The sequence below is a fragment of the Pontiella agarivorans genome, assembly GCF_034531395.1.
Classification (GTDB): Bacteria; Verrucomicrobiota; Kiritimatiellia; order Kiritimatiellales; family Pontiellaceae; genus Pontiella; species Pontiella agarivorans.
Genome location: NZ_JARVCO010000002.1, coordinates 424,796 through 443,436 on the forward strand (window position 1 = coordinate 424,796; position 18,641 = coordinate 443,436).

An 18,641-nucleotide genomic window follows, 5' to 3' on the forward strand; every position below is an offset into this window, starting at 1 on the left:
GTCTAGAGTTGCGTCCGATGGGAGAAAGCGATGAGTTTGCTGATAAAAAATATTGAATTGAACGGGGTTTGCACGGATGTGCTGATTCAGGGAAACCGCTTCGCGTCTATTGCGCCGGAACTTGAGGCGGAAGGGGCAGAAATTCTGGACGCAACAGGTATGGCGATTATTCCGGGGCTGGTGAATATGCACACCCATGCTTCGATGACGCTGCTGCGGAGTTATGCCGATGACCTGCATCTGCACGACTGGCTGAATAATCATATCTGGCCGTTGGAAGCAACGATGACCGAGGAGGATATCTATCACGGGGCACGGCTGGCTTGTCTGGAAATGATCAAATCCGGAACGACCTGTTTTGCGGATATGTACTGGCACTTCCACGGGGTGGCGCGAGCGGTTGAAGAAATGGGGCTGCGAGCGGTACTGTCGTCGGTGTTTATTGATTTGAATGATGAAGCTCGGGCGGAAAAGGAACGAAAACTTGCGGAAAAACTGTACGAAGAATCAAAACGCTATTCCGACCGGATAGGCTTTTCGCTGGGACCGCATGCCATTTACACCGTGTCCGAGGCCTCGTTGAAATGGGCCAAGGCTTTTGCCCGGGAAAACGGGTTGCTGTTTCATATTCATCTTTCGGAAACTGAAAAAGAAGTGGCGGACTGTCTGGCGGAACATGGGCTGCGGCCGGTCCAATGGCTGGAAAAAAACGGGTTGCTGGATGAGCAGACGATTGCCGCGCATGTGGTGCATGTGAACGATGAAGAAATTGAGATTCTGGCCCGCCGCGGGGTGCAGGTGGTGCATAATCCGGGATCGAATATGAAACTGGCTTCCGGCAGTTTCCCCGTTCAGAAGATGTTGCAGGCCGGGGTGAAGCTTTCGTTGGGCACCGACGGGGCGTCTTCGAACAATAATCTGTGTATGCTGGAAGAAATGAAACTGGCTGCACTGCAGGCCAAAGTGGTTCATGGCGATCCCACGTTGCTTCCGGCAAAGACGGTGTTTGATATGGCGACAGGGAACGGGGCCGCGGCACTGGGGCTTGATGCGGGGGAAATTGCAGAAGGCCGACTGGCTGACTGCGTTATGGTGAATTTGGAAAATCCGCGCCTCGTGCCCGGCTACGATCTTATTTCGGATATGGTCTACAGTGCAGATTCATCGTGTATTGATACCGTGATCTGCAATGGGCGGGTGTTGATGCGGAATGGACGCGTTGATGGCGAGGAAGAGATCATCGCCGAGGCGCGAAAATATAAAAATAGGTTCCAATGACTGGATCCCGGGAGGAGGATTTTTCCAGCCATTGGAACCACGGGAGAATGTCCCTTATTTTAAAAAATCAGATTAATCAAACGCCACGATGACCATCAGACCGATCATGGCGAGTCCTGTCAAAGCCATCGAAACTTCCACTGCAACAATTGACCATGTTTTCATATCGATTTTCCCTCGTTCAATTTCAATAGGAATAAGCAAATATTGAGCCAACTTTCTGATTAGTCGTCCTGAACCCCGTTATCAGCCCGGAAAAGTGCCGGGATGCGGTTTCTGTTCGGCCGGAAAATTCCGGAAAATGCGAATTTCCAGTCCTTGGAAACGGCTTTTCGCGCCAGTGAAATGCGGTTTAATGGGTTGCATGCGCAGAATAGCCTTTTACACTGGGGCCAACCTCGGAGGGCAATGTATGAGCGCAAAAAAATTCGGGAAAGACCAGCGGCTGTATTCATCCACCATCGTCGATGGCGTTGAACGGGCTCCAAGCCGGTCGATGCTTCGGGCAGTGGGTTTTTCCGATGCCGACTTTAAAAAGCCGCAGATTGGCATTGCGTCGACCTGGAGTATGGTGACGCCGTGCAATATGCACATCAACCGGCTGGCCGATGAAGCGGAAAAGGGCGTGGCGGTTGCGGGCGGAAAAGCGGTGCAGTTTAATACGATTTCGATTTCCGATGGGATTTCCATGGGGACTGAGGGCATGAAATACTCGCTGGTTTCGCGTGAAATCATTGCCGATTCCATCGAAGCTGTCACGGCCTGTGAAGGGTTTGACGGGGTGGTGGCGTTCGGCGGGTGCGATAAAAATATGCCGGGCTGTCTGATGGCGCTGGCCCGGTTGAACCGTCCTTCGGTCTTTGTTTACGGCGGCAGCATTAAGCCGGGCAGCTATTGCGGAAAGGATATTGATATTGTCTCGGTTTTCGAGGCGGTTGGGCAGCACGCCAAAGGTGAAATCAGTTCAAAGGTGCTGACCGAAATCGAACGCTGTGCCATTCCCGGGGAGGGGTCGTGCGGCGGCATGTATACGGCCAATACCATGGCTTCAGCCATCGAGGCGCTGGGAATGGCCCTGCCGAACAGCTCGTCGCGCGTGGCGGCATCGAAGGATAAACGGGAAGAGTCGCATGCCGCCGGACGGGCGGTGATGCATCTGGTGGAAAAAAATATTAAACCGTCGGATATTCTCACGCGGACCGCATTTCTCAATGCCATTACTGTGGTGATGGCCCTGGGCGGTTCGACCAATGCGGTCCTGCATCTGCTGGCTATGGCCCGTGCGGCGAAGGTGCGGCTTAAGCTGGCCGATTTTACCGCCATCGGAAAAAAGGTGCCGGTGCTGGCTGATCTTAAACCGAGCGGAAAATATGTGATGAATGATTTGGCGCAGATCGGCGGCGTGGCCCCGCTGATGGCCCGACTGATGCGGGAGGGGCTTATTGATGGAAACTGCATGACTGTGACGGGGAAAACGCTGAAGCAGAATCTTGCGCTGGTGAAGCCCTATCCGAAAAAGCAGGATATTATCCGGCCGATGAACCGCCCGATTAAAAAGGACGGTCATCTGGTGATTCTGAAAGGGAATCTCGCGCCCGACGGTGCCGTGGCCAAAATTTCGGGCAAGGAGGGGCTTTGTTTTGAAGGCAAAGCCGTGGTGTTTAATTCCGAGGAGCAGGCCCTGAAAAAAATTCTCGGCGGTTCGGTCAAAGCCGGGCATGTGGTGGTGATTCGTTATGAAGGACCGCAGGGCGGTCCGGGTATGCGTGAAATGCTTTCGCCCACGTCGGCCATTATGGGACGGGGACTCGGCAAAGAGGTGGCGTTGATTACTGATGGGCGGTTCTCAGGCGGAAGCCACGGTTTTGTGATTGGCCATATTACGCCGGAGGCTTATGTGGGCGGTCCATTGGCGCTGGTGAAAAACGGGGATGTAATTTCCATCGATGCGTCGAGGCGTTCCATCGAGGTGAAACTGTCCGCTGCGGAGCTGGCCCGCCGTTCCAAAGCCTGGAAACCGCCGCGTCCGAAACATAAAACCGGGGTGCTGGCGAAATATGCGAAGCTTGTCGGCCCCGCATCCGAAGGGGCGGTAACCGGCTGATTTTCAATCTCCGGAACTTCCGGCTTTTTCCGGGCAGGCTCTTCGCCTACGTTTTGTTCAGGAGATCCGTTATTATGAAAGTTGAAGTTTTTGCATTGTGCGATGCCGCGACCGATAACCACGGTAAGCTGAACCTGCTCGGCACATTCGATCAGATTTATGCGGCCAAACTGCCGGTGGTGCATCCCGCCTGCGCCATTGCGCTGCGGCTCCGGTTCGATAAAATGGAAGAGGGCCGGCATTCGGTTCGGCTCCAGCTGGTGAATCCCGACGGAATTCCCGTTTTCCAGACCATGGAAGGGGAGGTGAATCCCCGCATGGGGTCGGATATCGGATCGGTTGCGGTGAATCTGATCCTTAATTTTCAGAATGTGAAATTCAACGAATTTACTGATTACCAGATTAATCTTTCCATCGATGAAGTGGCTTTGGCTTCGCTGCCGCTGCGCGTGCGGCAGATGCCGCGGGCGACGCCCGCTTAGCTGTTTTTCCAGGGATTGGAACCATGCATCGGGCCGTAATCGGAAACCTCCGAGCTGATGCCGATCTCCTTTTTTTCGGGGTGCCTTTTTTATCCCTGCCGGCGTGCGGCCACGGTGAAGGTTTCGGGGGGGATTCCGTAGACCCGTTTGAAGACGCGGGAAAAGTGGTAGGGATCGGAAAAGCCCACTTTTTCTCCGACCTGTTTAACCAGAAGGTCGCCGCTGCTGAGCAGGTCGGCGGCCTTGCTCATTTTCAGACGGGTAAGCAGCTGCAGCGGCGATTCATCGGCAAAGCGTTTGAACAGGCGGGAGAGATAGGCCTGGTCGATGAAGCAGGCCTCGGCGGCGTTTCCAATGTTTGGAAGATCGAGGTAGTTGCGCTCAATGAACTGCCGGCAGCGCATATAGGTCTGCCAGGCGGGCGAAAAGGCGGCGTCGGCATCCATTGCGGTGTCGTCGGCGGTGAGAATCAGCTGGCGCAGCAGCAGGGCGCAGAGGGCATCGCGGTTTCGGCTTTCTGTGTTTCCGGTGGTGATGAGGTTTTCAAAAATATTCCGAATACGGAACGGGCGCGAAACAAAGAGGGGGCGCCCGCTGAGAAAGGGCGTGGTTTTCAGCAGTTCTTCCAGTGCACGTCCGGTGAAATCAACAAAGTGCTTGAGCATAGGGTGCTCGGGATCGGTTTCGATCGTATGCGGGGTTCGGGGGCCATAGCAGTAGATGGCACCGGGGCGCAGCGGATACGTTTTACCGTCCATGGTAATGCTGCCGCGGCCGGAAGAGACAAATTCAATGGAGTAGAATTTGAAGCTTTTGCGTTTGATCCGGTAGGTGGGAGCGGTCTGTTCGCGGCCGCCGCATACAACGATTTCGGCGGCATCTTTTTCGGGCGTTAAGTTAAGGTAATAATATTCTCCAGAGTTGACCTGTGTTGAAATGAATGGAGCTGTTGCCTTGTCCATACTGACCGCCAATTCATGGTTTGATGAAGACCGGTGGAATCCGTTCTGAATATTTTGACGAGAGTAAACCGCCCCATGCGCTTGTTTAATGGGTGTTTTTTTTGTTTTTCTTTTTTTTCGGCGGGGATGCTTTGTTCCAGCTCCGAACGGGATCGTCATAGTCGAGCGGATCGTTCAGCCGGGTGCTTAATGTCAGCAGTTCGGCGTGGAGTTCTTCGATCTTTGCGGCATATTCGGGGTTGGCGGAAAGGTCGTTCATTTCCATGGGATCGGCCTTCATGTTATAGAGCCTGTTTTCATTGATGGTTGGGTAGTGAATGAGTTTCCAACCTTTTTTGCAGATCATGCGCTGCAGCCCTTTATAGGCCCCGTAGATTGCATCGTAGTGTTGGGTTTCGGTGCCGTTTAATAAAGGCAGCAGGCTTTTAAATTCGACATATTCGGGAGCGGGAATGCCCGCTACTTCAAGCGCTGTCGGCATGACATCCTGCAGGTAGATCGGGGTGTCGTTGCTGGCACCGGGTTTGACATCGGGGCCGACAATAAGGAAAGGCACGCGTACGCTGTGATCGTACATATTCTGTTTCCCGATAAAACCGTGGTGGCCGACGGCAAGACCGTGGTCGGCGGTGAAGACAATATAGGTGTTGTCGAGTTGGCGGGTTTCTTTCAGGGCCTGAAGGACTCTTCCAATCTGGTCGTCCATATGAGAGATCAGGGCGAAGTATTCCTGACGGTGAACCTTGACTGCAAATTCTGTGCGGGGGAAGGGGGCCAAAGCGGCATCCCTCAATGTTTTTCCGCATCCGATTTCATCTTTGAATTCATATTCAGGACGAAAATTTTCCGGAAGTTTGATGCGGTCGAGCGGATAGCGTTCGATGTATTCCCTGGGGGCCTGGCGAGGGTCGTGCGCGGCATTAAAGGCCAGATAGATAAAGAACGGTTTATCCTGTTTTGCGGCATCTTCGAGGAATTCAATGCCGTGGTCGGCAACGACTTCACTCCAGTGTTTTCCGCCTTTCCAGTATCCGCCGTTTGACTTATCCCACGGTTTCCAGCCGTTTTTGTAATCGTTTTCGTCGGCGGGGCGGAAATAGCCGTAATAGCGGGGTTTGGTTCCGTCATCCGATCCTTTGTTCCAGAAGTCCTCCGGCATACCGCCGCGCGGGTCCACAGCAACATCGAAAACTTCGTTCGGCGGGACACCCACATGCCATTTTCCGGTCATATAGGTTTTGTAGCCCGCCTTCTTCATTTGCTGCGACCACATGTGCTGTTCGTCTTTTTCGCGGGACATTTTAAAATCGCTTTCCCCGAGCCAGCAGGCATTCCAGACGGAGCGGCCGGAATTGAGCATGGCACGGCTGGCGGCGCAAACGGCTCCGTTGTAAGCGCCCATGTTATACGCATGGGTGAAGCTTGTGCCTCGCTCAACGAGTGTGTCGAGGTGGGGGGTATCGATGTCCAGCATGCCGTGAGCGCCAATGGTTTCATAGGAAAGATCATCGGCGAAGATGAAGAGGATGTTAGGTTTTTCTGTTGCAGCCTGTGCGATGACGGCGCCCAGTATCACGAGAATGGCGGAGGGTATAATTTTTTTCATCAAGGGGTCCTTCCTTGTGGGGATCTGAATGAATCTTTTCTGTATTTTTGCGGAAGCATCCTACTTCAAAAAGTCGGTTTGTGAATCCTAATATATAAGTAAAAAAATCAGGGGGAATGGATCGGGTTTGATGGCTTCTGACTTTTTCGCATTGATTTAGGCCGCTCTTTATCAGGGTCAAATATAGATAGGAGGTTCTCTGCAAAGGGAATGGTGCAGAAGTGGAATGTTTGCTGATATTTTCTACCTTTTTTCCGTGATTACTTCCCCGGGGTTAAATAGGGGCATGTTTTTCTGTTAGCTTGGTTTAAGTCAAAAAAGTCCATTACATGGTCAAGTTGGTGCATTGGCGGAATGGAACTGGAACGATACCTTATATTCTTTATGCGTACGGTGAATACACTGTGCAACAGTTTGAGTGAGTAACGTTAACCAACCCAGAAGGAGGGCGATATGTCCGAAGAACTGAAAACTACGTTTGTGATGGCCGAAGACGGTGTTGATCCGAACATTGTTCCGAAAAAGAAACTCAACAACGGAGAAGAAATGCCGGCCATTGGTATGGGCACGTTCGGGTCCGACCGTTTCAATAACGTCCAGATTGCCAATGCGGTTGTCGGTGCGGCGGAATACGGCCAGCGTGCGTTCGATTGCGCTTCCGTTTATGGCAACGAAAAAGAGATCGGTGTTGCGCTGAAGACCATTCAGGACGGCGGCGTTCCGCGTGAGGAGCTTTATATCACGTCCAAAGTCTGGAACGATGCACATGACCGTGTGGTTGAATCCTGCAAACAGTCGCTCAAAGATCTGCAGCTGGATTATCTGGACCTTTATCTGGTTCACTGGCCGTTCCCGAATTTTCATGCGAAAGGTGTTTCTGTAGATTCGCGTGATCCGAATGCCAAACCGTACATTCATGAAGATTTCATGAAAACCTGGGCACAGATGGAAGAGCTGGTTGAAATGGGCCTCGTGAAATCCATCGGGACTTCCAACATGACCCAGGCTAAGATGGAACTGTTGCTGCGCGACTGTAAAATCAAGCCGGTTGTGACAGAGATGGAATTGCACCCGCACTTCCAGCAGACGGAACTGTTCAATTATTACGTTTCCAAAGAAATTCAGCCGATCGCGTTCTGCCCGATTGGATCGCCGACGCGTCCGGACCGCGATAAAACCGAAACGGACACGGTGGATATCGAAGATCCGGTGGTGAAGAAAATTGCCGAACGTCTGGGAGTACATCCCGCTGTGGTCTGCATCAAGTGGGCGGTTCAGCGCGGCCAGATTCCGATTCCGTTCTCCGTTTTCGAGCCGGAATATCGCAGCAACCTGAAATGCGCGCTGCCGGATTATATGACCATCACGGATGAAGAGATGGCCGAACTGGCGACGATTGATAAAAACTGCCGCCTGATCAAAGGGCAGGTATTCCTTTGGGAAGGCAGCAAAGGGTGGGAAGACCTTTGGGACGAAGACGGCACGATTGCCCAGTAGTTTCAATCATTAAAAGAAAAGGAACCCGGTTGCGGCCGGGTTCCGGCCTGTTTACAGCAGAGGGGTTTGTTGCAGACATAAAGGAGAGAGTTAGAGATGAGTGAAGAAAAAAAGATACCTGTGGTTCCGAAAGAATATCTACTGCCGTTTATTCTGACGACCATTTGCTTCTCCCTGTGGGGATTTGCCAATGATTTTACGAATCCGCTGGTGAAGGTATTCGAGCAGGTTTTTATTATTACAACCGGTCAGGCGTCCTGGCTGCAGTTTGCATTTTATACCGGATATTTCTGTATGGCCCTGCCGGCCGTTCTTTTTATACGCCGTTTCTCCTACAAGTCGGCCATCATGATCGGCCTGACGCTCTATGCGGGAGGGGCTTTGATCACGATTCCGGCCAGTTTGACGGCACAGTTTGCACTTTTCTGTCTGGCTTCTTATGTCATCACATACGGCCTCGCATTTCTTGAAACGGCGTGTAATCCGTACATTCTCGCCATGGGGCCGCCGGAGACCGCAACACAGCGCCTGAATCTGGCCCAGTCCTTCAATCCGATCGGATCGCTGATTGGTATGACCGTCGCCTCCATGATTCTGGCGCCGAGTCTGCTGGTTACTGAAATTCGGGGGCAAATCAAAGAAGAGCAGCCGGAGCAGATTCAATATCTGATCACGAATGAGGCGGAACTGCCTGCCGGAGCTGTCATCAATGCGGAAGAAACCCAGGTAACTCTGGCCGATGGTTCAGTCGTTGATTTTTATAAGGAGGGCCTGCCGGACTTTAAGACCACGTCCGGTGCGTTGGACGGGGCGATGCCCAATGTTCTTAAAGCAATGCGCGCTTATGCTCCGGAGGAATTCAAGACGGTTCAGCAGGCAGACCTTGCCAATGTGCGCGGCCCTTATATGGTCATTGCCGGTATTGTATTTATTTTCCTCTGTATTTTTGCGGTCTCAAAAATGCCCGCATTCAGAAAAAAAGATCAGGAAAAAGATGCGCCGTTCTGGGAGATTTTCAGTGTGCTTTGTCACCGTGCACGGTTTGTGGAAGGCGTACTGGCACAGTTGTTCTATGTCGGAGCACAGATCATGTGCTGGACGTTCATTATTCACTACGGCATGGAGCAGGTCGGGCTGAGCCTTTCTGAAGCGCAGGGATACAACATTATCGCTATGATTATTTTTGTCAGCAGTCGTTTTATCTGCACCTTCCTGATGCGCTACATTCGCCCCAGTGCCATGCTTCTCACCTTTGCAATCGGCGGGTTCTGTTTTACTGCCGGCGCGATCTATCTTCCGGGAATGACGGGACTCTGGTCGCTGGTTATGATTTCAGCATGTATGTCATTAATGTTCCCGACGATATATGGAATCGCTCTGAACGGCCTGAAGATCGAAGAGGCTAAGCTGGGATCTGCATTCCTTATCATGTCGATTGTCGGTGGAGCCGTGCTGACCAAACTGCAGGGGGCGGTTATCACGGACTTTGGTGTTCGGACTTCCTTCTGGCTGCCGGCAGGATGTTTTGTACTCATTGCTCTCTACGGACTGCGCTGTATTCTGGCGCATGATAAGAGCCGGGTTTAATTTCCTGCTCCGTTCGATGCAGGCAGCGAATCATGAGGCGGAATAGAAACGTTTCTGTTTATTGAAAATTCACAAAGGAGAAAAATCATGCTTAAAGGAATTGATCCGATTATCAGCCCTGAACTGTTGAAAATCCTCGCTGAAATGGGGCACGGCGACGAAATTGTGCTGTCCGATGCCCACTTCCCGGGCCACACCTTCTGCCCGAAAAATGTACTGCGCGGTGATGGTCTGCAGATTCCGGATCTGCTCGAAGGCATCATTCCGCTGTTCGAACTCGACAGCTATGATGATCCGCTGATCATGATGGCCGCAGTTGAAGGCGATGAGCTCGATCCGCAGGTGGAAGCCGATTATATGGCCGCCATTAAAAAAGCCGCTCCGGATGCTCCGGCCCCCAAGCGCATCGGCCGGTTTGAATTTTACGACCGTGCTGAAAAAGCATTTGCCTGCGTCGTTACCGGGACAACCGCCAAATACGGCAACATCATTCTGAAAAAGGGTGTAACGCCGATTGGCTGATTCATGAACCACTGAATACACGGAATGCACGGAAAGTGCGGTTCGGTGTATTCAGTGTACTCCGTGGTTTTCAAATGACTGTATATTTTATCCGACACGCACAGAGCGAAGCGAACCTGAAGGATATTCTGGCGTCGCGCCGGGATTTCCCTCTGACTGAAAAGGGTCGGGCCGATGCTCAGGCCATTGCTGCGGAGTTCCGGGAGATCGCCGAACTCGACCGGGTGGTCAGCTCGCCGTTGCTGCGTGCGCAGCAGACTGCGGAGCCGATCGCCAAAGCGTTCGGGCTGAAGGTTGAAACGGATGAGCGGATTATTGAACAGGAGCTGGGCGTTTTTTCCGGAATGACGTATGCGCAGCTGGATGAACGGCCGGATTATGAGCACGAACGTTCCAAACGCTGGAACTGGGTGCCGGCGGGCGGCGGGGAGTCGTATGAAATGATCGCAGAACGGCTGGAGCCGTTTTTCCGGTCTCTGGAAAAAAAGCCGGAGGAGCGGGTGCTGTTTGTTACGCATGCCGTGACGATGCGGCTGATTAAAGCGCATCTTGAGCAGACTCTTCCGCAGTACCCGAATCCGATCGCCAAAAACGGTGAAATCTGGAAAACCGAATTTACAGGCCTGGGAAAGAAACACGAAGTGGAATCCATTTTCCTCGGCGGCAGTGCGGCCGCCGAATCACGGGCATAAGTATAAATGCACTATGCAACAGCAATCAGAGGGTTGAATTATGGCTGAATATATTCTGAGTATCGACGTAGGCACATCAAGCACGAAGACCGTGCTCTTCGATACCGACTTTAATGTGGTGGCAACGGCCCGCAAAAAATATGACACGTCTTATCCGCATGCAGGTTGGGCTGAACAGCCGGCGGAACAGTGGTGGGACGCGCTGAAAGAAAATACGACGAATATGCTGGCGGAAAGCCGGGTGAATGCCGCCGACATTATTGCGGTGGGGATTGATGCCTTTTCAACCACGGTTGTTCCGGTGGATGACAATGGGAACGCTCTCCGGCCCGGGCTGATCTGGATGGACCGCCGTGCATCTGCTGAAGCGGAATGGATTCGTGAACATCTGGGGGAAGAACTCTGGGAAATTAACGGCAATGTTTCGGATGCAGGCAACCCGGCACCGAAGATTATGTGGATAAAAAAACATGAGCCGGAAGTGTATGATAAGACTCATATGTTCCTGCATGCCAACGGCTATCTGGTGCATCAGCTGACCGGGGAATATTCGATGGATATTTCCGAGGCGGGGCTTTCACAGTTCTGCAATACGAAGACCGGCGAATATTCCGATGTGCTGCTGGAAGGCTGCGGAATTGACCGGGCGAAACTTCCGCCGGTTTTCAACTGTACTGATATCGTGGGAAAGGTGACCGCTGACGCCGCTGCGCTGACCGGACTTGCCGAAGGGACACCGGTAATTGCAGGATCAATGGATAACGTGGCCGCGGGGCTGGGCGCCGGCGTTTCCAAAGGCGGTGAAGTGTTTATTTCGGGTGGAACGGTAACCACGAACAACGTTTGCCTGGACGAACCGAAATATAACAAAAATCTGCACGTCTATCCGCACATTGTTCCGGGTACCTGGATCACCGCCGGCGGCGTCGACTTCGGCGGAGCGGTCATTCGCTGGTTTAATGAGGAAATTCTGGAGCTGGACGGCTATCAGGAACTGGATAAACTGATCGATACCTCCGTAACGGCGGAAAGTTCGGTGGTTTTTCTGCCGTATATGGTGGGGCAGCGCTGCCCGATCTGGAACGATAATACAACCGGTGTGGTGATGGGGCTCAAGCCGCATACCAGCCGCCGCGATTTCACCCGTGCTGTAATTGAAGGCACCACGTATGGCTCGCGCCATGTGCTGAGCATTGCCGAGGAAGAAGGGGTGGAAATTAAAAATGTGAAGATTACCGGCGGGGTTGCCAATTCGGCCGTCTGGGTTCAGATCTTTTCCGATGTGCTCGGGCAGTCGATTGAAATCCCGGGCGCGGTGGATCTTCCGCCGCTGGGGGTGGCAATCGCTGCGGCCTATGGCGTGGGAGCCATTAAGAGCTTTGATGAAGCCATTGAAAAAATCCCGACCCGCGCGAGTTTCTCACCGGATGCGCATAATCATGCGTATTACAGCGAGATGTATACGGTGTTTCGTAACCTCTACAGCAACCTCGTCAATGAATTCGATATGCTCGCTGAAATTGATAAGAAGTACGGAAAGAAACGCACATAATTTAGATAAGTGGAAATCAACCTCTGGAGAGATAAAATCATGAAAGCTGCACTGCGTAACGGCGTGAAAAAAGTTGACGTCATTGAAATGGAAAAACCTGAGCCGCTGGCGAATGAAGTTCTGATTGCGGTCAAATCCTGCGGAATCTGCGGGTCGGACATTGTCCGTATTCAGGAAGACAACCCGAAGTGGGATGATATTGTGCTCGGGCATGAATTTGCCGGCGAAATTGTGGCGGTCGGTGAAAATGTCGAAGGCTGGAACGTGGGCGACCGTGCCTCGGCTGCGCCGCTGATGCCGTGTATGAAATGCGATAAATGTGCACAGGGAAACTATTCACTCTGCAAGGGCTACAGTTTCATCGGTTCTCGTGTGCAGGGTGCTTTCGGCGAATTTCTCCGGGTGCCTGCGCAGAACCTCGTGGCCATCGGTAATCTGTCGTATGATCAGGCGGCTTTCATTGAGCCGATTACCGTCTGTCTGCATCCGATCCTGCGGCTTGAAAACCTGCTGGGTAAAGACGTGGTGGTGACCGGTGCGGGAACTATCGGCCTTCTGGCCATCCAGATTTTCAAGGCCATGGGTTGCCGGGATATTGTTGCTTCGGATATTTCCGACGGCAAACTGGAAATGGCGCGTGCGATGGGGGCGACCATTGTCTGCAATCCGATGAAAGAACCGCTCGAAGAGGTCTGTGAGCGCGAGCTCGAAGACGGTGCCCACGTGGTGTTCGAATCGTCCGGCGCCGGGCCGGCTAAGATTTCCGCCATCAATGTGGCAAAAGGCCGCGGAAAGATCCTTTTGGTTGGTACGTCCCATGCGCCGATCACTTTTACAGGACCTGAGTTTGAGCGGATCAGCCGTCAGGAGCTGGAGGTTATCGGTTCGTGGATGAACTATTCCGCGCCGTTCCCCGGCAAGGAGTGGACCACTGCTGCCTGGATGATGGATGCCGGGCTGATTGATGTTGCGCCGCTGCAGACCCACACCTTCCCGATTGAGCAGATTCAGGATGCCTATGATGTCATTTATAAAAATGACGAGCTGTGGGCGAAAGTGATGATCAATTTTTAATACAGAGCAACTGTTCTGAATTAGACGATTTGAAATTTGATATCCGAGATTTAAAATCTCCAAAGGAGTAAAAAAATGAACGCTGTAGAAAAATATGTACAGATTCTGGCCGATAACCGGGCCGGAAAGGGAACCGGCATCTATTCGGTCTGTTCCGCACAGGCAACCGTACTGGAGGCTTCCATGCTCCAGGCAAAAAAAGATGAATCGATCCTGCTGATCGAATCCACGTCCAACCAGGTGGACCAGTTCGGCGGATACACCGGAATGAAACCGGCGGATTTTGTGGCCTATGTTCATGGCATTGCCGATAAAGTCGGATTTAATAAAGACGATATCCTGCTCGGCGGCGACCATCTGGGACCGAATGCCTGGCAGAATGAAAACGCTGCGCCGGCCATGGAAAAAGCACTGACGCTGATCAAAGAATATGTGAAGGCCGGATATCAGAAAATCCATCTTGATGCATCGATGTTCTGTGCCGACGACGCCGGCGACCGTCATCAGCCGCTGGCCGATGAAATTGTGGCTTCCCGCGCTGCGGCCATGGCTAAAGTGGCGGAGCAGACGCATCAGGAATTTCGTGCGGACCAGCCGGCGCCGGTATACATTATCGGTACGGAAGTTCCGATTCCGGGCGGTGCTCAGGAAGAAGAGGAAACAGTTACTCCGACGACGCCGGCGGATGCCATTAAAACGATTGAAGTGACTCAGGCCGCGTTTGAAGCTGAAGGGCTTTCCGAGGCCTGGAACCGGGTTTACGGCGTGGTGGTTCAGCCGGGCGTGGAATTCGGCGATGATCAGGTTTTCCACTATGACCGCGAAGCCGCCAAGGGACTGAGCGACGAAATCATGAAGCAGGAACGTTTTGTTTATGAGGCGCATTCCACGGACTATCAGTCTGAAACCGGGCTGACCAAACTGGTGGAAGATCATTACTGCATTCTGAAAGTCGGTCCGTGGCTGACCTTCGGATACCGCGAAGCACTTTTTGCTCTGGCAATGATCGAGGAGGAGATGCTGGCACCGCGCGGTATTGAAACCTCAAAACTGCGGGAAGTGATCGATGCGGTGATGGTTGAGGAGCCGAAATACTGGAAAAAATATTATCCGGGCGATGATGTGGAGCAGGCTTATAAACGCAAGTACAGCTTCTCTGACCGTTCGCGTTATTACTGGCCGAATGAAAAGATTCAGACGGCCGTTGCGAAGCTGATTTCCAATCTGAAGGAAAATCCCATTTCGCTTTCGCTGTTGAGCCAGTATATGCCGAATCAGTACAATGCGGTTTCTGAAGGCATCATTGAAAACGATGTGGAGCAGATCATTATCAACCGCACGCAGGATGTTATCGGCATTTATGCCCGCGCCTGCAAGATGGCAAAATAGTTCCGTCGTCCGAATGTTTTGCAGAGACCGGTTCCTTCGGGAGCCGGTTTTTTTTATATGCCATCGGGATGTTTCGGCTTTCGTCGGTTTTATTGGACTATCGTCCTTATTTTTGGGAATAAGTTTGTGGCGGAACGGGGATGTTTATGTGATTCTGCGCGCTCAGGTCGGCCTGGAGCGGGCCGGAGGGGCTGATGTTGAGGTAAATGGGCGCATAATCTTCAATATATTGCGTAATTCGGGTTGTTAGCAGGCCGGGAGCGGCCTTACTATCTCCCGTTCATTTTTAGTAGAAAAAAGGAAAAAAGAATGGATCTTAAACTTACAGCAAATACGATTCGCGGACTTGCGATGGATGGCGTTCAGGCCGCGAAATCCGGGCATCCTGGCATGCCGATGGGAATGGCCGACGTAGCGGCGGTTCTCTGGGCTAAATATTTGAAATATAATCCGGTGAATCCGGACTGGCCGGATCGGGATCGGTTTATTCTCTCCGCCGGGCATGGGTCGATGCTTCATTATTCGCTTCTTCATCTTGCCGGATACGATTTGCCGATCGAAGAACTCAAGAATTTCCGCCAGTTCGGATCTAAAACCGCGGGTCACCCTGAATATGGTCATACCGTCGGCGTGGAAACCACCACGGGTCCGCTGGGACAGGGCGTGACCAACGGGGTTGGTATGGCGATTGCCGAAAAAATGCTCGAAGCCCGTTATAACAGCGCCGAACGAAAAATTGTGGATCATTTCACCTATGTGATTGCCTCTGAAGGGGAGTTCGAAGAAGGGGTATCGCACGAAGCGTTTTCGCTGGCGGGTAACCACGGTATTGGAAAACTGATTGTTTTTTACGATCAGAACTTTATTTCGATCGAAGGTGACACCCACATCACCTACACGGACGATGTTACTAAACGTATGGAGGCCTACCACTGGCAGGTGCTGGAGGTCGACGGTCACAATCACGATGAGATTGCCGCAGCCATTGAAGCGGCTCAGGCGGAAACTGAAAAGCCGACGGTCATTATCTGTAATACGAAAATCGGCTATGGCTCCCCGAACAAAGAAGGCGGCCATGAATGCCACGGTGCTCCGCTGGGTGAAGAGGAAATCCTGCTGACCAAGAAAAATCTCGGTATGCCGGAAGATAAATTCTACGTGCCGGCCGAAGTTTATGAAGGTTTTAAAGCGGTTGCTCGGAAGAACGCTGAAACTGAAGCACTCTGGAATGCGGCCTTTGCCCAGTTTGCGCAGACTGATCCGGAAAAAGCGCTGGAGTGGGATATTGCCCAGAAGGGTGAACTTCCGGATTTGAAGGAAGTTCTTCCGGAATTTGAAAAGGGCAGCTCGCTGGCGACCCGTTCGGCTTCCGGTAAAACGATTAATGCGATTGCAAAGAAAATGCCTTTCCTGGTTGGGGGATCTGCTGACCTTGCTCCGTCGAACAATACCTATATGGCCGATATGGGCGATATCGGAAAAGATGCATTTGATGGCCGCAACTTCCACTTCGGTGTGCGTGAGCTGGCCATGGGGGCCATCATGAACGGAGTGCAGCTGCATGGCGGATTCCGCATTTTCGGCGGAACCTTCCTGGTGTTTGCCGACTATGTCCGCCCGGCTGCGCGTCTGGCGGCGCTGATGGGACTTCCGGTGATTTATGTCTTCACGCATGACAGTTTCTGTGTGGGTGAAGACGGTCCGACGCACCAGCCGATTGAAACCTGCGCGAGCCTTCGCATGATTCCGAATATGACGGTGATCCGTCCGGCCGATCCGACAGAAACAGCTATGGCCTGGGTGGCGGCGCTGGAGAATAAATCGGGGCCGACAGCGCTGTTGCTGACCCGCCAGAATCTGCCGGTGATTGATCGCGATGAATATCCGGCGGCCGATAATCTGAAGAAGGGGGCCTACACGCTCTGGCAGAGCGGTGAAGGCGATCCGGATCTGCTGATGATCGCAACCGGTTCCGAAGTGGAGATTACACTTGCTGCGGCTGAAAAGCTGGGCGGCGAAGGAGCCAATGTCCGTGTGGTCAGCATGCCTTCCTGGGAATTATTTGAAAAACAGGATCAGGACTATCAGGATAGTGTACTTCCGCCGGCGTGTGTGAAACGTGTTGCGGTTGAAGCCGGCACCTCGTTCGGATGGGAGCGTTATGTTAACCGTTGCGGCGTGATGATCACTAAAGATGATTTCGGGGCATCCGGACCGTTCAAGGTGCTTCAGAAAGAATTCGGCTTTACGGCGGAGAATGTTTACGAAAAAGCCAAAGTGCTGCTGGGCTGAGCAATCCGCAGGGCTGAGCGGCTAACCACGGAATACACAAACCACACGGAATTACGTGAATTGGGTGTATTCCGTGGTTTTCAGTTAACAGGGGAAAAGAGATGGATACGTATTACAGACTGCAGAATGGAAGCGATGTGCGGGGAATTGCTCTGGAGGGCATTGAAGGCGAACCGGTAAATTTGACGCCTGAAATTGCGCGGACGATCGGTTTTGCTTTTGCAAAGTGGCTGGAGCAGAAACTGGATAAAACGGAATTGAAGGTTGCGGTAGGTAACGACTCACGCCTTTCGGCCGAAGCGATTAAAACCGGAACGTTCCAGGGATTGGAAAAAGCGGGCGTTACCTGTTTTGATAGCGGACTCTCTTCAACCCCGGCGATGTTTATGTCGACCGTTTTTGAAAATCATGGTTACGACGGATCCATCATGCTGACTGCGAGCCATCTGCCGTTCAACCGAAACGGCCTGAAATTTTTCACCCGCGAAGGCGGACTCGGCAAAGAAGATATTAAAGCGATTCTTACCATTGCCACGGAAACCGGCGCGTTCCAGCCGTTGGAAAATTCCCATGTTCGGAAAATTGATCTGATGGGCGATTATGCGGCGCATCTTGTGAACATTATCCGTGAGGGTGCCGGCCGTGAAAAGCCGTTGGACGGACTGAATATTGTGGTGGATGCCGGTAACGGCGCGGGCGGTTATTTTGTGGCGAATGTGTTGCAGCCGCTCGGGGCGGATACAACGGGAAGCCAGTTTCTTGATCCCGATGGATCTTTTCCGAACCATATTCCGAATCCGGAAGACGGCGAGGCGATGGAAGCCATTATTTCTGCTGTGGAAAACAATAGCGCGGATTTCGGGATCATTTTTGATACCGATGTGGACCGTGCGGGGGCCGTGGACAAAAACGGGAAACCGATCAATCGAAACCGTTTTATTGCATTGATGGCAACGATTGTACTCGAAGAGTATCCCGGATCGACGATTGTGACGGATTCTGTGACCTCCACCGGGCTGAAGTGGTGGATCGAAGACAACCTGGGCGGGGTTCATCACCGGTTTAAACGCGGCTATAAAAATGTAATCAATGAAGCGATTCGTCTGAACGAAGCGGGTACACCGAGTTTTCTGGCGCTGGAAACCTCGGGCCATGGCGCATTAAAGGAAAACTATTTTCTGGATGACGGCGCGTACCAGATTGCCAAAATCCTGATCAAGATCGCGAAGCTGAAGGCGGCAGGCGAGGGCACCGTGGATGAGCTGATTGCCGAACTGCCGGAACCGGCGGAAGCGATTGAGTTTCGCCCACGGATTACGGTGGATGAGTTTTCGGCCTATGCGGATGAGGTGTTGGAAGCCTTTTCCGCTTTTGTTGAAGAACAGGAGGGGTGGTCGCTGACGCCGAATAATTTTGAGGGAGTGCATGTCACCACTCCAAACGGTTGGATTCTTGTGCGCAAGTCGTTGCACGATCCGCAGATTCCGATCAACATCGAAAGTGATGTCGTTGGCGGGACGAAACCGCTGAAAGCGGCTGTACTGGAGTGTCTGTCGACTTTCGAGGGCCTGCAGATCTGACCGAAAGATCTAGTGTTCTACGCG

The 18,641-nt window shown here is 52.5% G+C and carries 14 protein-coding genes; 12 read left to right on the top strand and 2 right to left on the bottom strand.

Going from position 1 to position 18,641, the window contains the following annotated elements; all coding sequences use genetic code 11:
- The first annotated feature begins 30 nt into the window (after nt 1-30).
- The 3 genes from P9H32_RS01780 to P9H32_RS01790 all read left to right on the top strand — a co-directional run bounded on the left by P9H32_RS01780 (nt 31) and on the right by P9H32_RS01790 (nt 3,864).
- Nucleotides 31-1,278, top strand: a complete 1,248-nt coding sequence (locus P9H32_RS01780) for an amidohydrolase (protein WP_322607144.1) — start codon at nt 31-33, stop codon at nt 1,276-1,278.
- A 412-nt stretch (nt 1,279-1,690) separates the two neighbouring features.
- Entirely contained in the window at nt 1,691-3,382 is a 1,692-nt protein-coding gene (gene ilvD / locus P9H32_RS01785; RefSeq protein WP_322607145.1) for a dihydroxy-acid dehydratase, read from the top strand.
- A gap of 74 nt (nt 3,383-3,456) precedes the next feature.
- Complete coding sequence (locus tag P9H32_RS01790; RefSeq protein WP_322607146.1) at nt 3,457-3,864, top strand: DUF6941 family protein; 408 nt, start codon at nt 3,457-3,459, stop codon at nt 3,862-3,864.
- A gap of 89 nt (nt 3,865-3,953) precedes the next feature.
- On the opposite strand, the gene P9H32_RS01795 is transcribed toward P9H32_RS01790, so the two are convergent.
- Nucleotides 3,954-4,826 carry an AraC family transcriptional regulator gene (locus P9H32_RS01795; protein WP_322607147.1) on the bottom strand — a complete coding sequence of 291 codons (873 nt, stop codon included), beginning with the start codon at nt 4,824-4,826 and terminating at the stop codon, nt 3,954-3,956.
- An 85-nt stretch (nt 4,827-4,911) separates the two neighbouring features.
- Nucleotides 4,912-6,432, bottom strand: coding sequence for a sulfatase family protein (locus P9H32_RS01800; RefSeq protein WP_322607148.1), 1,521 nt, complete (start codon nt 6,430-6,432; stop codon nt 4,912-4,914).
- A 483-nt stretch (nt 6,433-6,915) separates the two neighbouring features.
- Between P9H32_RS01800 and P9H32_RS01805 the strand changes: the two genes are divergently transcribed.
- The 9 genes from P9H32_RS01805 to P9H32_RS01845 all read left to right on the top strand — a co-directional run bounded on the left by P9H32_RS01805 (nt 6,916) and on the right by P9H32_RS01845 (nt 18,617).
- Nucleotides 6,916-7,929: an aldo/keto reductase gene (locus tag P9H32_RS01805; protein ID WP_348534455.1), complete on the top strand. Its 1,014-nt coding sequence runs from the start codon at nt 6,916-6,918 to the stop codon at nt 7,927-7,929.
- Between the two features lie 96 nt (nt 7,930-8,025).
- On the top strand, nt 8,026-9,516 hold the full coding sequence (locus P9H32_RS01810; RefSeq protein WP_322607150.1) for a sugar MFS transporter: 1,491 nt from the start codon (nt 8,026-8,028) through the stop codon (nt 9,514-9,516).
- 87 nt (nt 9,517-9,603) lie between these two features.
- The gene (gene fucU / locus P9H32_RS01815) at nt 9,604-10,038 is read left to right on the top strand and encodes an L-fucose mutarotase (RefSeq protein ID WP_322607151.1); all 435 of its coding nucleotides are present in this window, start codon (nt 9,604-9,606) and stop codon (nt 10,036-10,038) included.
- A gap of 74 nt (nt 10,039-10,112) precedes the next feature.
- Nucleotides 10,113-10,730 carry a histidine phosphatase family protein gene (locus P9H32_RS01820; protein ID WP_322607152.1) on the top strand — a complete coding sequence of 206 codons (618 nt, stop codon included), beginning with the start codon at nt 10,113-10,115 and terminating at the stop codon, nt 10,728-10,730.
- 40 nt (nt 10,731-10,770) lie between these two features.
- Complete coding sequence (locus tag P9H32_RS01825; protein ID WP_322607153.1) at nt 10,771-12,282, top strand: xylulokinase; 1,512 nt, start codon at nt 10,771-10,773, stop codon at nt 12,280-12,282.
- 39 nt (nt 12,283-12,321) lie between these two features.
- Nucleotides 12,322-13,356, top strand: coding sequence for a galactitol-1-phosphate 5-dehydrogenase (locus P9H32_RS01830; protein WP_322607154.1), 1,035 nt, complete (start codon nt 12,322-12,324; stop codon nt 13,354-13,356).
- 75 nt (nt 13,357-13,431) lie between these two features.
- Entirely contained in the window at nt 13,432-14,745 is a 1,314-nt protein-coding gene (locus P9H32_RS01835) for a D-tagatose-bisphosphate aldolase, class II, non-catalytic subunit (protein ID WP_322607155.1), read from the top strand.
- Between the two features lie 309 nt (nt 14,746-15,054).
- Nucleotides 15,055-17,037, top strand: coding sequence for a transketolase (tkt, locus tag P9H32_RS01840; RefSeq protein ID WP_322607156.1), 1,983 nt, complete (start codon nt 15,055-15,057; stop codon nt 17,035-17,037).
- A 101-nt stretch (nt 17,038-17,138) separates the two neighbouring features.
- Nucleotides 17,139-18,617: a phosphohexomutase domain-containing protein gene (locus P9H32_RS01845; protein ID WP_322607157.1), complete on the top strand. Its 1,479-nt coding sequence runs from the start codon at nt 17,139-17,141 to the stop codon at nt 18,615-18,617.
- The last annotated feature ends 24 nt before the right edge of the window (nt 18,618-18,641 follow it).

Coding starts and splice junctions, on each gene's coding strand:
- P9H32_RS01780 (WP_322607144.1), top strand. CDS start 31: ATGAGTTTGCTGATAAAAAATATTGAATTGAACGGGGTTTGCACGGAT.
- ilvD (WP_322607145.1), top strand. CDS start 1,691: ATGAGCGCAAAAAAATTCGGGAAAGACCAGCGGCTGTATTCATCCACC.
- P9H32_RS01790 (WP_322607146.1), top strand. CDS start 3,457: ATGAAAGTTGAAGTTTTTGCATTGTGCGATGCCGCGACCGATAACCAC.
- P9H32_RS01795 (WP_322607147.1), bottom strand. CDS start 4,826: ATGGACAAGGCAACAGCTCCATTCATTTCAACACAGGTCAACTCTGGA.
- P9H32_RS01800 (WP_322607148.1), bottom strand. CDS start 6,432: ATGAAAAAAATTATACCCTCCGCCATTCTCGTGATACTGGGCGCCGTC.
- P9H32_RS01805 (WP_348534455.1), top strand. CDS start 6,916: ATGGCCGAAGACGGTGTTGATCCGAACATTGTTCCGAAAAAGAAACTC.
- P9H32_RS01810 (WP_322607150.1), top strand. CDS start 8,026: ATGAGTGAAGAAAAAAAGATACCTGTGGTTCCGAAAGAATATCTACTG.
- fucU (WP_322607151.1), top strand. CDS start 9,604: ATGCTTAAAGGAATTGATCCGATTATCAGCCCTGAACTGTTGAAAATC.
- P9H32_RS01820 (WP_322607152.1), top strand. CDS start 10,113: ATGACTGTATATTTTATCCGACACGCACAGAGCGAAGCGAACCTGAAG.
- P9H32_RS01825 (WP_322607153.1), top strand. CDS start 10,771: ATGGCTGAATATATTCTGAGTATCGACGTAGGCACATCAAGCACGAAG.
- P9H32_RS01830 (WP_322607154.1), top strand. CDS start 12,322: ATGAAAGCTGCACTGCGTAACGGCGTGAAAAAAGTTGACGTCATTGAA.
- P9H32_RS01835 (WP_322607155.1), top strand. CDS start 13,432: ATGAACGCTGTAGAAAAATATGTACAGATTCTGGCCGATAACCGGGCC.
- tkt (WP_322607156.1), top strand. CDS start 15,055: ATGGATCTTAAACTTACAGCAAATACGATTCGCGGACTTGCGATGGAT.
- P9H32_RS01845 (WP_322607157.1), top strand. CDS start 17,139: ATGGATACGTATTACAGACTGCAGAATGGAAGCGATGTGCGGGGAATT.